The 13772-nt window shown below is 72.1% G+C and carries 12 protein-coding genes; 11 read left to right on the forward strand and 1 reads right to left on the reverse strand.

All coding sequences use genetic code 11. The features are described 5' to 3' along the window. Positions 1-88: 88 nt before the first annotated feature. The 4 genes from JUB13_RS29740 to JUB13_RS29755 all read left to right on the forward strand — a co-directional run bounded on the left by JUB13_RS29740 (position 89) and on the right by JUB13_RS29755 (position 5165). The gene (locus JUB13_RS29740) at positions 89-787 is read left to right on the forward strand and encodes a response regulator transcription factor (RefSeq protein ID WP_207485881.1); all 699 of its coding nucleotides are present in this window, start codon (positions 89-91) and stop codon (positions 785-787) included. Between the two features lie 6 nt (positions 788-793). After that, entirely contained in the window at positions 794-2491 is a 1698-nt protein-coding gene (locus tag JUB13_RS29745) for a stimulus-sensing domain-containing protein (protein ID WP_207485882.1), read from the forward strand. A 110-nt stretch (positions 2492-2601) separates the two neighbouring features. Continuing rightward, complete coding sequence (locus JUB13_RS29750; protein WP_207485883.1) at positions 2602-3021, forward strand: flagellar basal body rod protein FlgC; 420 nt, start codon at positions 2602-2604, stop codon at positions 3019-3021. Positions 3022-3164: 143 nt separating this feature from the next. After that, positions 3165-5165, forward strand: a complete 2001-nt coding sequence (locus JUB13_RS29755) for a methyl-accepting chemotaxis protein (protein ID WP_207485884.1) — start codon at positions 3165-3167, stop codon at positions 5163-5165. 42 nt (positions 5166-5207) lie between these two features. On the opposite strand, the gene JUB13_RS29760 is transcribed toward JUB13_RS29755, so the two are convergent. Beyond that, positions 5208-6323: an NADH:flavin oxidoreductase/NADH oxidase gene (locus JUB13_RS29760; protein ID WP_207485885.1), complete on the reverse strand. Its 1116-nt coding sequence runs from the start codon at positions 6321-6323 to the stop codon at positions 5208-5210. Positions 6324-6497: 174 nt separating this feature from the next. Between JUB13_RS29760 and JUB13_RS29765 the strand changes: the two genes are divergently transcribed. The 7 genes from JUB13_RS29765 (at position 6498) to JUB13_RS29795 (ending at position 13664) form a co-directional block, all read left to right on the forward strand. Next, entirely contained in the window at positions 6498-7214 is a 717-nt protein-coding gene (locus JUB13_RS29765) for a TetR/AcrR family transcriptional regulator (protein WP_211115682.1), read from the forward strand. Further along, positions 7211-8242 (forward strand): secretion protein HlyD, encoded by a 1032-nt coding sequence (hlyD, locus tag JUB13_RS29770; RefSeq protein ID WP_207485886.1) that lies wholly within the window; start codon positions 7211-7213, stop codon positions 8240-8242. Before JUB13_RS29765 ends, hlyD begins: the two co-directional genes overlap by 4 nt. 7 nt (positions 8243-8249) lie before the next feature. Beyond that, complete coding sequence (locus tag JUB13_RS29775) at positions 8250-9989, forward strand: ATP-binding cassette domain-containing protein (protein WP_207485887.1); 1740 nt, start codon at positions 8250-8252, stop codon at positions 9987-9989. Continuing rightward, positions 9986-11170 carry an ABC transporter permease gene (locus tag JUB13_RS29780; protein WP_207485888.1) on the forward strand — a complete coding sequence of 395 codons (1185 nt, stop codon included), beginning with the start codon at positions 9986-9988 and terminating at the stop codon, positions 11168-11170. The genes JUB13_RS29775 and JUB13_RS29780 overlap by 4 nt, the downstream gene beginning before the upstream one ends. After that, entirely contained in the window at positions 11167-12294 is a 1128-nt protein-coding gene (locus JUB13_RS29785; protein WP_207485889.1) for an ABC transporter permease, read from the forward strand. Before JUB13_RS29780 ends, JUB13_RS29785 begins: the two co-directional genes overlap by 4 nt. A 100-nt stretch (positions 12295-12394) precedes the next feature. Further along, positions 12395-12823, forward strand: coding sequence for a cupin domain-containing protein (locus JUB13_RS29790; RefSeq protein ID WP_207485890.1), 429 nt, complete (start codon positions 12395-12397; stop codon positions 12821-12823). A gap of 115 nt (positions 12824-12938) precedes the next feature. Continuing rightward, positions 12939-13664, forward strand: coding sequence for a DUF72 domain-containing protein (locus JUB13_RS29795; protein ID WP_207485891.1), 726 nt, complete (start codon positions 12939-12941; stop codon positions 13662-13664). Positions 13665-13772 lie beyond the last annotated feature (108 nt).

The following is a 13772-nucleotide window of genomic DNA, read 5'->3' on the forward strand; positions in this document are numbered from 1 at the left end:
CGTGCCACATTGAAGCACGAATTTGCCGCCGCAAAGGGGTAGATACCCGGGTCGGAGGAATTGTTCCATACCGCCCAGGAGGGATTCGATGGCGCAGACGATCGCCCTGGTCGACGACGACCGCAACATCCTGACCTCGGTCTCCATGGCACTGGAGGCCGAAGGATACGAGGTGCGCACCTACGCGGACGGGGACGAGGCGCTGCGCGGACTGTCGACGCGCCCCGCGGACCTGGCGGTGCTCGACATCAAGATGCCGCGCATGGACGGGATGGAGCTGCTGTCCCGGCTGCGCCAGGGATCGGCCATGCCGGTGATCTTCCTGACCTCGAAGGACGACGAGGTCGACGAGGTGCTCGGCCTGCGCATGGGCGCCGACGACTACATCAAGAAACCCTTCAGCCAGCGCCTGCTGATCGAGCGGATCCGCGCGCTGCTCCGCCGCGGCACCCTGGCCGACAGCAAGGCTGCGGGCGATCCCGGCAGCATCATGGTGCGCGGCGACCTGGTGCTCGACTCCGCGCGGCACAGCTGCCTGTGGCGCGACCAGCAGGTCGAGCTGACGGTGACCGAGTTCCTTCTGGTCAAGGCCCTGGCCCAGAGGCCGGGCCACGTGAAGAGCCGTGACCAGCTGATGGACGCGGCCTATGGCGAGCACGTCTACGTGGACGACCGGACCATCGACAGCCACGTCAAGCGGCTGCGCAAGAAGTTCAAGACGGTCGATCCCGACTTCGCGCAGATCGAGACGCTCTACGGCGTCGGCTACCGCTACCGCGAAGGTTGAGCCGCCATGGCGCTGGCCTGGCCCCGGCGCGACGCGGCGCCCGCGGAAGCCGCGGCGCCGGGCCTCTCCCCCGCGGCGGCGTCGGAGCGCCGGGCGGGCCGGCGCTGCCGGCCGCTCGTCTCGCCGCTGACGCTGCGGATCCTGGCGGTCAACGTCCTGGCGCTCGCCATGCTGGTGGGCGGGCTGCTCTATCTCGGCCGCTACCAGGACCGGCTGATCGAGGCCGAGCTCGATGCGCTCCGCGTCGAGGGGCGGATCTTCGCCGGGGCGCTCGGCGAGGGGGCCGTCGCGCGCGAGGGCGAGGAGGAGGGCGCCCTCTCGCCGGAGCAGGCGCGGCTGATGATCCGGCGCCTGGTGGAGACGACGGAGACGCGCACGCGCCTTTACGGCATCGACGGCACGCTGCTCGCCGACAGCCGCCAGCTCATGGGCACCGACGGCGTGATCCAGGTGGAGCGGCTTCCGGCGCCGGACGAGACCCCGTCGCTGGGCGAATGGCTGGTCGACACCTATGACCGGCTGGTGACCGCCCTCCTGCCGCGCCGGCGCGACCTGCCGGTCTATGGCGAGCACCGGCTGCAGATGGACGCGCAGCGCCGCGACATCGCCCGGGCACTGGCCGGCGAGCCGGCCTCGGCCGTGTGGTCCACGGCCCAGGGCCAGCTCGTCCTGACGGTCGCGGTGCCGGTGCAGCGCTTCAAGCAGGTGCTGGGCGCGGTGCTGCTGTCGCGCTCGGGCGGCGAGATCGACAGGGCGGTGCGCCAGGTCCGCCTCGACATCCTGAAGATCTTCGCCGTCGCCCTGGGCGTGACGGTCCTCCTGTCCTTCTACCTCGCGGGCGCCATCGGGCGGCCGATCCGCCGCCTCGCGCAGGCGGCGGACCAGGTGCGCCGCGGCCATGGGCGCCATACCGCGATCCCCGACTTCACCGGCCGCCACGACGAGATCGGGGACCTGTCGCGCGCGCTGCGCGACATGACCGAGGCGCTGTGGGCGCGGCTCGACGCCATCGAGCGCTTCGCGGCAGACGTCTCGCATGAGATCAAGAACCCGCTGACCTCGCTGCGCAGCGCGGTCGAGACCGCGGCGCGCGTGACCGATCCGTCGCGCCGCGCCCGGCTGATGGAGATCATCGAGGACGACGTGCGCCGGCTTGACCGGCTGATCAGCGACATCTCGGATGCCTCGCGCCTGGATGCCGAGCTCAGCCGCGCATCGGTGGAGCCCGTGGACCTGAGGCGCGTCCTGCGCATGCTGGCCGACATGCACGAGGACATGCGCTCCGGCGAGGCGGAGGCGGCGCCGCGCCTCGCGCTCGACCTGCCCGAGGGCGGCGACCTGACGGTGCAGGGGCTCGAGGGCCGGCTGGTGCAGGTGCTGCGGAACCTGATCGCCAACGCGCTGTCGTTCTCGCCGCACGGGGGCACCGTGACGCTGGGCGCGCGGGATCTCGGCGACCGGGTCGCCATTACGGTGGCCGACGAGGGGCCCGGCATCCCCGAGGGCAAGCTGGAGGCGATCTTCGATCGCTTTTACACCGAGCGCCCACGGGGCGAGAAGTTCGGGACCCATTCCGGGCTCGGGCTCAGCATCTCGCGCCAGATCGTCGAGGCGCATGGCGGGACCATCCGGGCCGAGAACCGCCGCGCCCAGGATGGCGGCATCGCCGGGGCGCTCTTCACGATCACCCTGCCGCGCTCCTGAGCCGGCGCGGCGTGGCCGGTCGCCCCGCCCCGGCCACCCCACCACTCGGCCGGCCCGTTCCGGTTGAGCTCTCCCTGGCGGGCACGCGCCGGCCGTGCTAGCGTTCCGTCATGGCCGACGCCCTTTCCATCGCCCTGTCGGGCGCTCAGGCGCAGACCGTGCGCCTCGCCGCGAGCGCCGGAAACACGGCCAACATGCGCACCCGTGGGCAGCTTCCGGCGGCAGGCGCCGCGCCGTCGGAGACCGATCCATACCGGCCTGTCCAAGCGGTGCAGCAGAGCCGTACGCTGCCCGGCGGCGCCGGCGCGGGCACCGTCGCGGGCGTGCGCCCTTCGGTTCCGGCCTTCCTGGCTGAGTACGATCCCCGCTCGCCGGAGGCCGGCGCGGACGGGGTCGTCGGCGCGCCGAACGTGGACGCCGCGCAAGAAATCGTGCAGCAGAAGATCTCGCTCCGGGCCTATCAGGCAAATCTTCGCACCGTGCGCGCGGCGGACGAGATGCAGCGGGCCTTGCTGGACGCCATGGCCTGAACTGGCCTGGACGGGCGAAGCGTTAAACTTCGAGTAAACTTCGCAGGACTATCCTGTCTTCCGATTGCTGGCGTGGTCACTGGACCGCCACGCATCCCGCCTCCACGGGGCATCATGGTCCCGCGCCAAGGACCGACGCAGCCATGTCCATCGCGAAGCTCGATCTCGGCCGACGTCTCTTCCTCGCCTACGCGCTGTTCCTGCTGCCGGTCGCCTATCTGCTGTACAGCCTGGTCGCCCAGCAGAACATCGCGATCGACTTCGCCCTGAAGGAACGGCAGGGCAACGCCTACCTGACCGCGCTGCGCGAGGCGCAGACCGCGCTGCACGCGCGGCTGCGGACCGGCGATGCGGCGGGCGCGACAGGGATCGTGCCGGCGCTGCGCGCGGCCGAGGCAGCGCATGGCCAGGGCATGGACAGCGCCGCCCTCTCGGCCGAGCTGGCCGGGAAGGTCGCGGCGCTCGGGGGCAGGCCCTCCGCCGAGGCGGGGGAGGCGGCGCTGGCCGCGCTGCGCGCGCTGGTGGTGCGGGTCGGGGACAAGTCGAACCTGATCCTCGACCCCGACCTCGACAGCTACTACGCCATGGACATCGTGCTGATCAAAGGTCCGGACCTTCTGGACCGCATCGGCGGCATGGCGACGCTGGCGGCCGCCCTGGCCGCCGACGGCGCGCTCGATGCCGAGGAGCGCACCGAGTACCTGATCCAGAAGGGCGGCCTGTCGGCCCTGGTCGAGGGGATCGCCGCCTCGGTGGATTCCGGCTATCGCGCCAATGCCGACGGCTCCCTGCGCGCCAATCTGGACGCGGGATACCGGTCGGCGGACCAGGCGGTCCGCCGCCTGATGGAGACGCTGGACCGCGGGCTGCTGGCCGGCAGCGGGAGGGTCGCGCTGGAGCCGGGCGCCGTCGCCGGCGCCGAGGCCGAGGCCATGCTCGCCTCCGCCTCCTTCCTCGCCACGACTTCGCGCGAGCTCGACCGGCTTCTCGACATCCGCACCGGTGGCTTCCGCATGGGCCAGGTGAAGGTGCTCGCGGTCACGGCGGTGCTGTTCGTCCTGGCGCTGGGCGTGATCGTCCTGATGGTCAGCCGCGGCGTGTCCCTGCCGATCCGCCGCATGACCTCCGCCATGGAGGCGCTGTCCCGCGGCGATCTGGGGGTGGAGATCCCCGGCGCCGGTCGCGGCGACGAGGTCGGCGTCATGGCCCGCGCGGTGGAGGTCTTCAGGACCGGGCTGGTCGAGGCGCGCCGCCTGGGCGAGGAGCAGGCCGCCTCGCATGCCCGCGAGGCCAGCCGCGCGAAGGTGCTGGCGCAGCTCACCCAGGAGTTCGACTCCGCGGTGTCGCGCGTGATGTCCACGGTCGACACCGCAGCGCACCAGGTCCAGGACGTCTCCTCCGCCCTGAGCTCGGCCGCGACCCGGGCCGTGCAGCAGAGCTCCACCGTCGCCGCCTCGGCCCAGCAGGCCTCGGCCAATGTCGAGACCGTGGCGGCCGCGACCGAGGAGCTGTCGGCCTCGATCCGCGAGATCCAGTTCCAGATCAGCGATGCCGGACGCGTCAGCCGCGAGGGGGTGGAGGCCGTCGACGGCGCGGACCGCACCATCTCGGGCCTCGCCGAGGCGGCGGGGCGCATCGGGGACGTCGTGAGCCTGATCAACGACATCGCCGCGCGCACCAACCTGCTGGCCCTGAACGCGACGATCGAGGCGGCCCGCGCCGGAGAGGCCGGAAAGGGCTTCGCGGTCGTCGCCAACGAGGTCAAGCACCTGGCGAACCAGACGGCCAAGGCGACCGAGGAGATCACGGCCCAGATCACCGCCATGCAGGAGACGACGCATCAGGCGGTCGCCGCGGTGAAGTCCGTCGGCGGGGCAATGCTGAAGGTCGACCAGGTGATGGGCGTGATCGCCGGCGCGGCCGAGCAGCAGACGGCGGCCACCCTGGAGATCGCCCGCAACGCCCAGGAGGCTGCCATCGGCAATGCCGAGGTGACGCGGGAGATCGCCGGCGTCTCCGACGATGCCGCGGCGAGCGGGGAGACGACAGGGGCGCTGGTGCGCTCGGCCGACGGGCTGATCGGCGCGACGCAGGACCTGCGCGGCACCGTCCAGACCTTCCTGTCCCAGGTCGGCGCGGCCTGACGCCGCGCCGCCTTGATCTTCCCGGCCTCTTCCCGGGCCGCCTCAGCGCCGGTCGATGGACGCCGCCGCGAACAGCTCCTTGTGCTGGCGCGGTTGCGAGCGCCAGTACTGGCGGGGCGCCCTGATCTCCGCGCCGAGCTCGGCCGCGGCGTGCCAGGGCCAGCGCGGGTCGTAGAGGATCCCGCGGGCGATGGCCACCATGTCGGCCTGGCCGGTGGCCAGGATCGTCTCGGCCTGGGTTGGCTCGGTGATCAGCCCGACGGCGATCGTCGGAAGGCCGGTGGCGCGCTTCACCGCATCGGCGAAGGGCACCTGGTAGCCGGGCGCCAGCGGAATCCGCTGCTGGGCCGACAGACCGCCCGAGGAGACGTCGATGAAGTCGCAGCCCCGGTCCTTCAGCGCCTGGGCGAAAGCGATGGTCTGCTCCAGGTTCCAGCCGTCCTCGACCCAGTCGGTGGCCGAGACGCGCACGCCCACGGGCCGCCCTGCGGGAAAGGCCGCGCGGACGGCCTCGAACACCTCCAGCGGGAAGCGCATGCGGTTCTCGAAGCTGCCGCCATAGGCGTCGGTGCGCCGATTCGACAGGGGCGACAGGAACTGGTGCAGCAGGTAGCCGTGGGCCGCGTGCACCTCGGCGACGTCCAGGCCCAGCCGCCCGGCGCGCCGCGCGGTCGCGGCGAAGGCCTCGCGCACCCGCGCGAAGTCCTGCGCCTCGAAAGCCGCGGGCTCGCGCTCGCCGGCATGCACCGGAACGGCCGAAGGGGCCAGGCACGTCCATCCGCCTTCGCCGAGCGGGATCTGCGCGCCGCCGTCCCAGGGCGCGCGGCTCGACCCCTTGCGCCCGGCATGGGAGATCTGGATGCCGAAGGGCACCGCCGAATGGCGGCGCACGGAATCCAGCACCCGGCCCAGGGCGGCCTCGGTGGCATCGGACCAGAGGCCCAGATCGGCAGGGCTGATGCGCCCGTCCGGCTCGACCGCCGTCGCCTCGATGAACAGGAGCCCGGCGCCCGACAGCGCCAGATGGCCGAGATGGATCACGTGCCAGTCGCCGGCCTCGCCGTCGCGGAGCGAGTACTGGCACATCGGCGCTATGACGATCCGGTTCTCGAGCTGCAGGTCGCCGAGGGAGATCGGCCGGAACAGGTGGGGGGTCATGGGGATGTGTCGCCTCGCCGCCGGAAGAACGTCAGCCGTCGATAGCATCCGAGCGAAAGGCGGGCCAGAGGGCGCGTCATCTGCGGACCCGCAGCCGATCCCCCCGAATGAGCAGGTGACGGTGCTGCCTGGCGCATGTTAATAACTGACTGGTCAGTTATAAAAGGTAGCGCCATGAGCGTGCCGAAGGACGAGGGACAGGGGAATGGCGCCGCGCCGCGCTGGCGCCGGCGCAAGGATGCGCGGCCCGACGAGATCGTGGAGGCCGCGCTGGAGGTCTTCGCGCGGCGCGGCTTCGCGGCGGCGCGGCTGGAGGACGTGGCGGCGCGCGCCGGGATCAGCAAGGGCACGCTCTACCTGTACTTTCCGAACAAGGAGGAGCTGTTCAAGGCGGCGGTGCGCACCGCCATCGTGCCCGGCATCGCGGCGGGCGAGCGGCTGGCGGCCGATCCCGCCACGCCCAGCCTGGAGGTCCTGCGATCCATCGTCGGCGGCATCGCGGCCCGGATGATGACCTCGCCCGCCGGGGTGATCCCCAAGCTGATGATCGCCGAGGCCGGAAACTTCCCAGAGCTCGCCCGCTTTTATTTCGACGAGGTGATCCGCAGGGGCTTCGCCCTGCTCTCCTCTGTGCTGGAGCATGGGATCGCGCGGGGCGAGTTCCGGCCGGTCCCGGTCGCCGCGACGGTCCGGCTCGTTATCGCGCCGGTCCTGCTGATGGCGGTCTGGCGCACCTCCTTCGAGGCCGTCGAGGGCAAGCCCCAGGACGTGGACGGCATCGTCGCCGCCCATCTGGACGCGATGGGGCGGAGCCTCGCACCCGATGGCGCCGAAAGGCGCCCGGCGTCCGGCGGCGCCGCGCGGACCCGTGCGGGCGGAGATCCGCCATGAGACGGCGCCTCGCCGCGGCACTGGCCCTGCTCGTGGCGGCCGGCGGCATCGTCGCCTGGCGGCTGGACCTGCCGGCCCGTCTGGGCTGGCGAGAGCGCCCCGCGGCCGGGCTGACGCTGTACGGCAATGTCGACATCCGCCAGGTCCAGCTCGGCTTCCGTGTCTCCGGGCGCATCGCGGGCATGGCGGTGGACGAGGGCGACAGGGTCGTCGCCGGGACGGAGCTGGCACGGCTGGACCCGCGCCCATACGAGGACGGACGCCGCGCCGCGGCGGCGCAGGCTGCCGGCAGCGCGGCCACCCTCGCCAGGCTCGAGGCCGGCCCCCGCAAGGCGGAGATCGCGCAGGCCGCCGCCACCCTGGCCGAGCGCGAGGCCGACCTCGCCAATGCCGTGCTGGCGCTGGAGCGCGCGCGCCAGCTCGCGCTCCGCGGGACGGCGCCCGAGGCCGCGCTCGACCAGGCGCGCGCGGCCAAGGAAATGGCGGCCGCGCGGGTGGCCTCGGCGCAGGCGGCGCTGCGGCTCCTCGAGGAAGGGTCGCGAAGCGAGGACATCGCCTTTGCCCGCGCCGAGCTGCAGGCGGCGGAGGCGAACCTGTCGGCGGCGGACACGCAGCTCCAGGACACGCTTCTGCAGGCGCCCGCCGAGGGCGTGGTGCTGTCCCGGGTGCGCGAGCCCGGCGCCATCGTCTCGCCGGGCGATGCCGTCTACGTCGTCTCGCTCGACCGGCCGGTCTGGGTGCGCGCCTACGTGGCCGAGCCCGATCTCGGGCGCATCCACCCCGGCCTGACCGTCGAGGTCGTGACCGACACGGCCCCGGACAGGCCGTATCGCGGGCGCGTCGGCTTCATATCCCCGGTCGCCGAGTTCACGCCGAAATCGGTCGAGACCCCGGAACTGAGGACCGACCTCGTCTACCGCCTGCGGGTCGTCGTGGAGAACGCGGATGCCGCGCTGCGCCAGGGCATGCCGGTAACCCTGCGCGTGCCGGCCGAGGACCCCGCGACCCCCGCCGGGCGCGGGCCGTGAGCGCGCCATGGCGGAGATCGTCCGCATGTCCGGCCTCACCAAGCGCTTCGGCGGCGCGGCCCCCGCCCTGGACGCGGTGTCGGGCTCCGTTGCCGCGGGCGAGATCACCGGGCTGGTCGGGCCGGACGGCGCGGGCAAGACGACGCTGATCCGCCTGATGACGGGGCTGATGGCCCCCGAGGGCGGCGAACTGGAGGTCTTTGGCCTCGACGCGCGGCGCGCTGCCGCCGCGATCCAGGCCGACATCGGGTACATGCCGCAGCGCTTCGGCCTCTACGAGGATCTGACGGTGCGGGAGAACCTCGACCTCTATGCCGATCTGCGGGGCCTGCCGCGTGCCGAGCGCCCCGAGGCCTTCGGCCGGCTGCTGGCCTTCACCGGGCTCGAGCCCTTCGCCGCGCGCCTTGCGGGCAAGCTCTCGGGCGGCATGAAGCAGAAGCTCGGCCTGGCCTGCGCGCTGCTGCGCAAGCCGCGGCTCCTGCTCCTGGACGAGCCCGGGGTCGGCGTGGACCCGATCTCGCGGCGGGATCTCTGGTCCATGGTGCGCGGCCTCGCCGGCGAGGGGGTGGGGGTCGTCTGGTCCACGGCCTATCTCGACGAGGCGGAGGCCTGCGACCGCGTCCTCCTGCTCGACCGGGGCAGGCTGCTCTTCACCGGCAGGCCGTCGGAGCTGACCGGCCGCGTCGCGGGCCGGGTCTTCAAGGTCTCCGGCGTGGAAGGTCGCCGCAGGCCGGTCCTGGCGCGCGCCTTGGACGAGCCCGGTATCGTCGACGGCGTGATCCAGGGCGAGGCGATCCGGCTGGTGGTCGCGTCCGGCCGCGACGCGGGCGCCGTACCGGCCGCGGTCGCCGCGCCGCCCGCGCGCGTGCAGCCCGCGCCGCCGCGCTTCGAGGACGCCTATGTCGACCTGCTCGGCGGCGGGCCCGGCGGCCGCTCCAGGCTCGCCGAGGCGACGGCGGCGCGCCCGGGCTCCGGCGACGGTCCCGGAGACCGGCCGGTCATCGAGGCGCGCGGCCTGACCAAGCGCTTCGGCGACTTCACGGCGGCGCGCGACATCACCTTCGCGATCCCGCGCGGGCAGATCTTCGGCCTGCTGGGCCCCAACGGCGCCGGCAAGTCCACGACCTTCAAGATGCTGTGCGGGCTGCTGCGGCCGACCGGGGGCGAGGGCCGCATCGCGGGGTTCGACCTGCGCCGCGACGGCGCGGCGGCCCGCAACCGCCTGGGCTACATGGCGCAGAAATTCTCGCTCTACGGCGATCTCAGCGTCGCGCAGAACCTGGCCTTCTTCGCCGGGGCCTACGGGCTCGGCGGCCGGCTCCGGCGCGAGCGGACGGCGCTGATGACGGAGATCTTCGACCTCGCGCCCCATGCCGGCATGTCGGCCAAGCTCCTGCCGCTCGGGCTCAAGCAGCGGCTGGCCCTGGCCTGCGCGGTCATGCACGAGCCCGAGGCGCTGTTCCTGGACGAGCCCACCTCGGGCGTCGACCCCATCACCCGGCGCGAGTTCTGGACCCACATCAACGGCCTCGTCGAGAAGGGCGTCACCGTCCTGGTCACGACCCACTTCATGGACGAGGCGGAGTATTGCGACCGCATCGCGCTGATCGACCGCGGCCGCGCCATCGCCCTGGGATCGCCCGACGAGCTCAAGGCACGCGTCGCGGACGCCGCGAACCCGGATCCCAGCATGGAGGACGCCTTCGTCGCTCTGGTGCGGGATGCCGGCCGGGAGGGGGCGGCATGAGCGCGCAGGGTGCAGGCAGCCGCGCGCCCCGGCGCGCCCGCGGCCCGCGACGCTTCGCCGCCCTGGTCCGCAAGGAGGTCCGGCAGATCCTGCGCGATCCCAGCAGCCTCCTGATCGCCTTCGCCCTGCCGCTGGTGCTGCTGTTCCTGTTCGGCTACGGCGTGTCCCTGGACGCGACCCGCAACCGGGTGGGCCTCGTCGTCGAGTCATCGACGCCGGTGGCGCAGGACCTCGCCGCGGCCTTCCGCGCCTCGCGCTATTTCGAGGTCATGTCCGGGCGCGACCGCCGCGCCTTCGAGGAGGACCTGGTCCGGGGCCGGATCCGGGGAATCCTGGTGATCCCCGCCGATTTCGCCGCCGACATGGCCTCGGGCGCCGCCGCTTCCGTCCAGGGGCCTTCCGCCCGGGGGCCGTCCATGCAGGTGATCGTGGACGGCTCCGATCCCAACACGGCGGGCTTCGTGCAGAACTATGCCAGGGGCGTCGTCGAGACCTGGGCGCGGCAGCGGGCCGCCGAGGCGGCGCCCCGGGCCCCGGCGATCACCGTCGAGCGGCGGTTCTGGTTTAACCCCGAGCTCGCCAGCCGCAACTTCCTGGTCCCCGGCTCCATCGCCATCGTGATGACGCTGGTCGGAACCCTTCTGACCTCGCTGGTCGTCGCGCGGGAGTGGGAGCGCGGGACCATGGAGGCCATGATGGCGACGCCGGTCAGCGCGGCGGAGCTGCTGGCCGGCAAGATCCTGCCCTACTTCGTGCTGGGCCTCGCCTCGATGACCCTGTGCGTGCTGCTCGCCGTGCTGGTCTTCGACGTGCCTTTCCGGGGCTCGGCCGCGGCGCTCTATGCGGTCTCGGCCAGCTTCCTAATGCCGGCGCTGGGCCAGGGTCTGCTGATCTCGGCCGCGACGAAGAACCAGTTCCTGGCCTCGCAGCTCGCCCTGCTGTCGGGATTCCTGCCGGCCTTCCTGCTGTCGGGCTTCCTGTTCGAGATCGATTCCATGCCGCGGCCGATCCAGTGGATCACGGCGATCGTGCCGGCGCGCTACCTGATCCCATGCCTGCAGACCGTCTTCCTGGCCGGCGACGTCTGGCCCATGTTCCTGCGCGCCATGGCGACGATGCTCCTGATCGGCGCCGTCCTCTTCCTGCTGGCCGCGCGCAGCACCCGCAAGAGGATCGGATGATGGCCTGGATACGGCTCAGGGCGCTGATCCTGAAGGAGCTCCTCGCGATCCTGCGGGATCCCAGGAGCCGCGTGATCCTGATTGGCCCGCCGATCGTGCAGCTCATGGTCTTCTCCTTCGCGGCGACGCTGGAGGTGCGGAACGCCGACCTGCTGATCCTGAACCGCGACGCCGGCTACTGGGGGCAGGAGCTCGTGCACCGGCTGGACGGCGCGCCGACCTTCCGGAGCATCCGGCCCGTGGACGGGCCGGCGGCGCTGCGTGCCGGCATCGACCGGCAGGAGGCGATCGCGGCGATCCAGATCGGCTCCGGCTTCTCGCGCGATCTCGCGGCGGGGAATGCCGCCGACCTGCAGATCATCCTGGACGGGCGCCGCTCGAATGCCGCTCAGATCGTGGCCGGCTATCTCGATGGCATCGTCGAGGGGCTGGCGGCGGATGCCGCCCAGGTTGCTGCCCCGCATGCCGGTCCAGCGTCGGCGGCAGTGCGGGTCGTGCCGCGCAACTGGTTCAATCCGAACCTGACCTTCCAGTGGTTCATGGTGCCGAACCTGGTGGCGGCCATCGCCATGCTGATCGGCCTGGTGGTCACCGCCCTGTCGATCGCGCGCGAGCGCGAGCTCGGGACCTTCGACCAGCTCATGGTCTCGCCGCTGCGCACGCACGAGATCCTGATCGGCAAGGTGATCCCGCCCATGCTGATCGGCTCCTTCCACATCACGGTCTACGTGCTGGCCGCGCTCTTCGTCTTCGGCGTGCCCCTGCGCGGCTCGCTGCTGCTGCTTTACGGCAGCGCCGTCTTCTACCTGCTGGCCGTGGTCGGCCTCGGCCTGTTCATCTCGGCCCTGGCGGCGACCCAGCAGCAGGCGATCCTGGGGGCCTTCCTGTTCATGGTGCCGGGGATGCTGCTGTCGGGCTTCGCCACGCCGATCGAGAACATGCCGGGCTGGCTCCAGGCGGTCACGCTGGTGAACCCGCTGCGCTACTTCCTCGTCGTCGTCCGGGGCGTGTTCCTGAAGGACCTGCCGGTCGGCGAGGCCGTCGCCAACACCGCCCCGCTGCTGCTGATCGCCTGCGTCACCCTGGGCGCCGCCGCCTGGCTGTTCCGCCGCCGGCTGGAGTGACCGGCCGCCGGCTGCGCGCCTTGTTATCGCAGGTGATCCCGTTCAGGCTCGTGTGGCACCCCGGACCTGATCCGGCGGGAGGGACACGGGAGGAAGGCGCGTGGTGGAGATCATCAGGATGGGTGGCCTGACGCTGGAGTTCCTGCACGACAAGGAGAGTACCGGCGAAAGCCTGGACATGTTCAGGATGACGGTGCAGCCAAACGCACGGATGCCCGTGCCCCACTATCACGAAAGCTGGGACGAGACCGTGTACGGGCTCAGCGGGACACTGAAGTTCCGCGTCGACGGCCATGACGTTCCCCTGGAGCCCGGGCAGTCGGTCTTCATCAGGCGCGGGGTCGTGCACGGCTTCAGCAACGAGACCCAGGAGCCCGCGACCTGCCTCTCAGTCCTGACGCCGGGCGTTCTGGGTGCTGCCTATTTCCGCGAGGTCGCCGGGCTGATCGCCGCCGGCGTGCCGGATCCCGCGAGGATGACGGAGGTGATGCTGCGCTACGGGCTTGTTCCGGTTCCGCCCGGCGGCTGAAGCGGATCGCCCGGTTTCTGCGCCGACCGCGCCCGCTTCGGGACACGGGAACGGCGCCGTACGGAACCGGCGCTGCCGCCGCGGGTTCCGCCACGGGTGGGAACGGGCGGGCGGCATGGCGATCCGGATCGGCACATCGGGCTGGCAGTATTCCCACTGGAAGGGCCGGGTCTTCGCGGGCGGCGTGCGCATCGCGGGGCTTGCGGACTACCAGCGGCTGTTCGACACCGTCGAGATCAACAACACCCATTACCGCTGGCCGCGGCCGGAGAACGTCGCATCCTGGCGCGACGGCTCGGAGCCGGGCTTCCTCTTCGCGGTCAAGGCGCACCGCCTGGTCTCCCACCGGACCAAGCTGAACGCCCCGGCCAAGGGGGCGGAGTTCGTGGAGGCCGTGCGCCCGCTCGGCCCCAAGCTGGGACCGGTGCTGTTCCAGATGCCGGATCGGTTCGGCGCGAATCCGGACCGGCTCGCGGCCTTCCTGGATGGCCTGCCCCGCGGCCCCGGCTGCGCCTATGCCTTCGAGTTCCGGGACCGGAGCTGGCTGGCCGACCCGGTCTTCCGCCTGCTGGAGGCCCATCGTGCCGCCGCGGTGATCTACGACATCGGCGGCTTCATGGCGCCCGAGGTCGTGACGGCGCCCTTCGTCTATTTGCGCTTCCATGGTCCCGGCGCGGCGTACCGCGACCCCTACGGCCCGGACTTCCTCGCGGACTGGGCGGGGCGGATCCGGCGCTGGGACGCGGCCGGGCTCGACGTCTACTGCTATTTCGACAACGACATGGGCGGGCATGCGGTCGACAACGCGCTCGACCTGCTGGCGATGGTACGCGCTGGCTAGCACTACCTTGGCAGTTCCCGCGTAATTAGGCGAGGCAAGACCTGTTGTCCTGCCCAGGAGATGGCCGGAGCCGGAGGCGGTCATGCTGGAGGTGCAGACATGGGAAGC

It is taken from the genome of Arenibaculum pallidiluteum (genome assembly GCF_017355985.1).
GTDB classification, from domain to species: domain Bacteria; phylum Pseudomonadota; class Alphaproteobacteria; order Azospirillales; family Azospirillaceae; genus Arenibaculum; species Arenibaculum pallidiluteum.

What these genes read in the sequence shown, in the direction of transcription:
- hlyD (WP_207485886.1), top strand. Translation starts at nt 7,211, where the DNA reads ATGAGACGGCGCCTCGCCGCGGCACTGGCCCTGCTCGTGGCGGCCGGC.
- JUB13_RS29785 (WP_207485889.1), top strand. Translation starts at nt 11,167, where the DNA reads ATGATGGCCTGGATACGGCTCAGGGCGCTGATCCTGAAGGAGCTCCTC.
- JUB13_RS29795 (WP_207485891.1), top strand. Translation starts at nt 12,939, where the DNA reads ATGGCGATCCGGATCGGCACATCGGGCTGGCAGTATTCCCACTGGAAG.
- JUB13_RS29765 (WP_211115682.1), top strand. Translation starts at nt 6,498, where the DNA reads ATGAGCGTGCCGAAGGACGAGGGACAGGGGAATGGCGCCGCGCCGCGC.
- JUB13_RS29760 (WP_207485885.1), bottom strand. Translation starts at nt 6,323, where the DNA reads ATGACCCCCCACCTGTTCCGGCCGATCTCCCTCGGCGACCTGCAGCTC.
- JUB13_RS29750 (WP_207485883.1), top strand. Translation starts at nt 2,602, where the DNA reads ATGGCCGACGCCCTTTCCATCGCCCTGTCGGGCGCTCAGGCGCAGACC.
- JUB13_RS29755 (WP_207485884.1), top strand. Translation starts at nt 3,165, where the DNA reads ATGTCCATCGCGAAGCTCGATCTCGGCCGACGTCTCTTCCTCGCCTAC.
- JUB13_RS29775 (WP_207485887.1), top strand. Translation starts at nt 8,250, where the DNA reads ATGGCGGAGATCGTCCGCATGTCCGGCCTCACCAAGCGCTTCGGCGGC.
- JUB13_RS29740 (WP_207485881.1), top strand. Translation starts at nt 89, where the DNA reads ATGGCGCAGACGATCGCCCTGGTCGACGACGACCGCAACATCCTGACC.
- JUB13_RS29745 (WP_207485882.1), top strand. Translation starts at nt 794, where the DNA reads ATGGCGCTGGCCTGGCCCCGGCGCGACGCGGCGCCCGCGGAAGCCGCG.
- JUB13_RS29780 (WP_207485888.1), top strand. Translation starts at nt 9,986, where the DNA reads ATGAGCGCGCAGGGTGCAGGCAGCCGCGCGCCCCGGCGCGCCCGCGGC.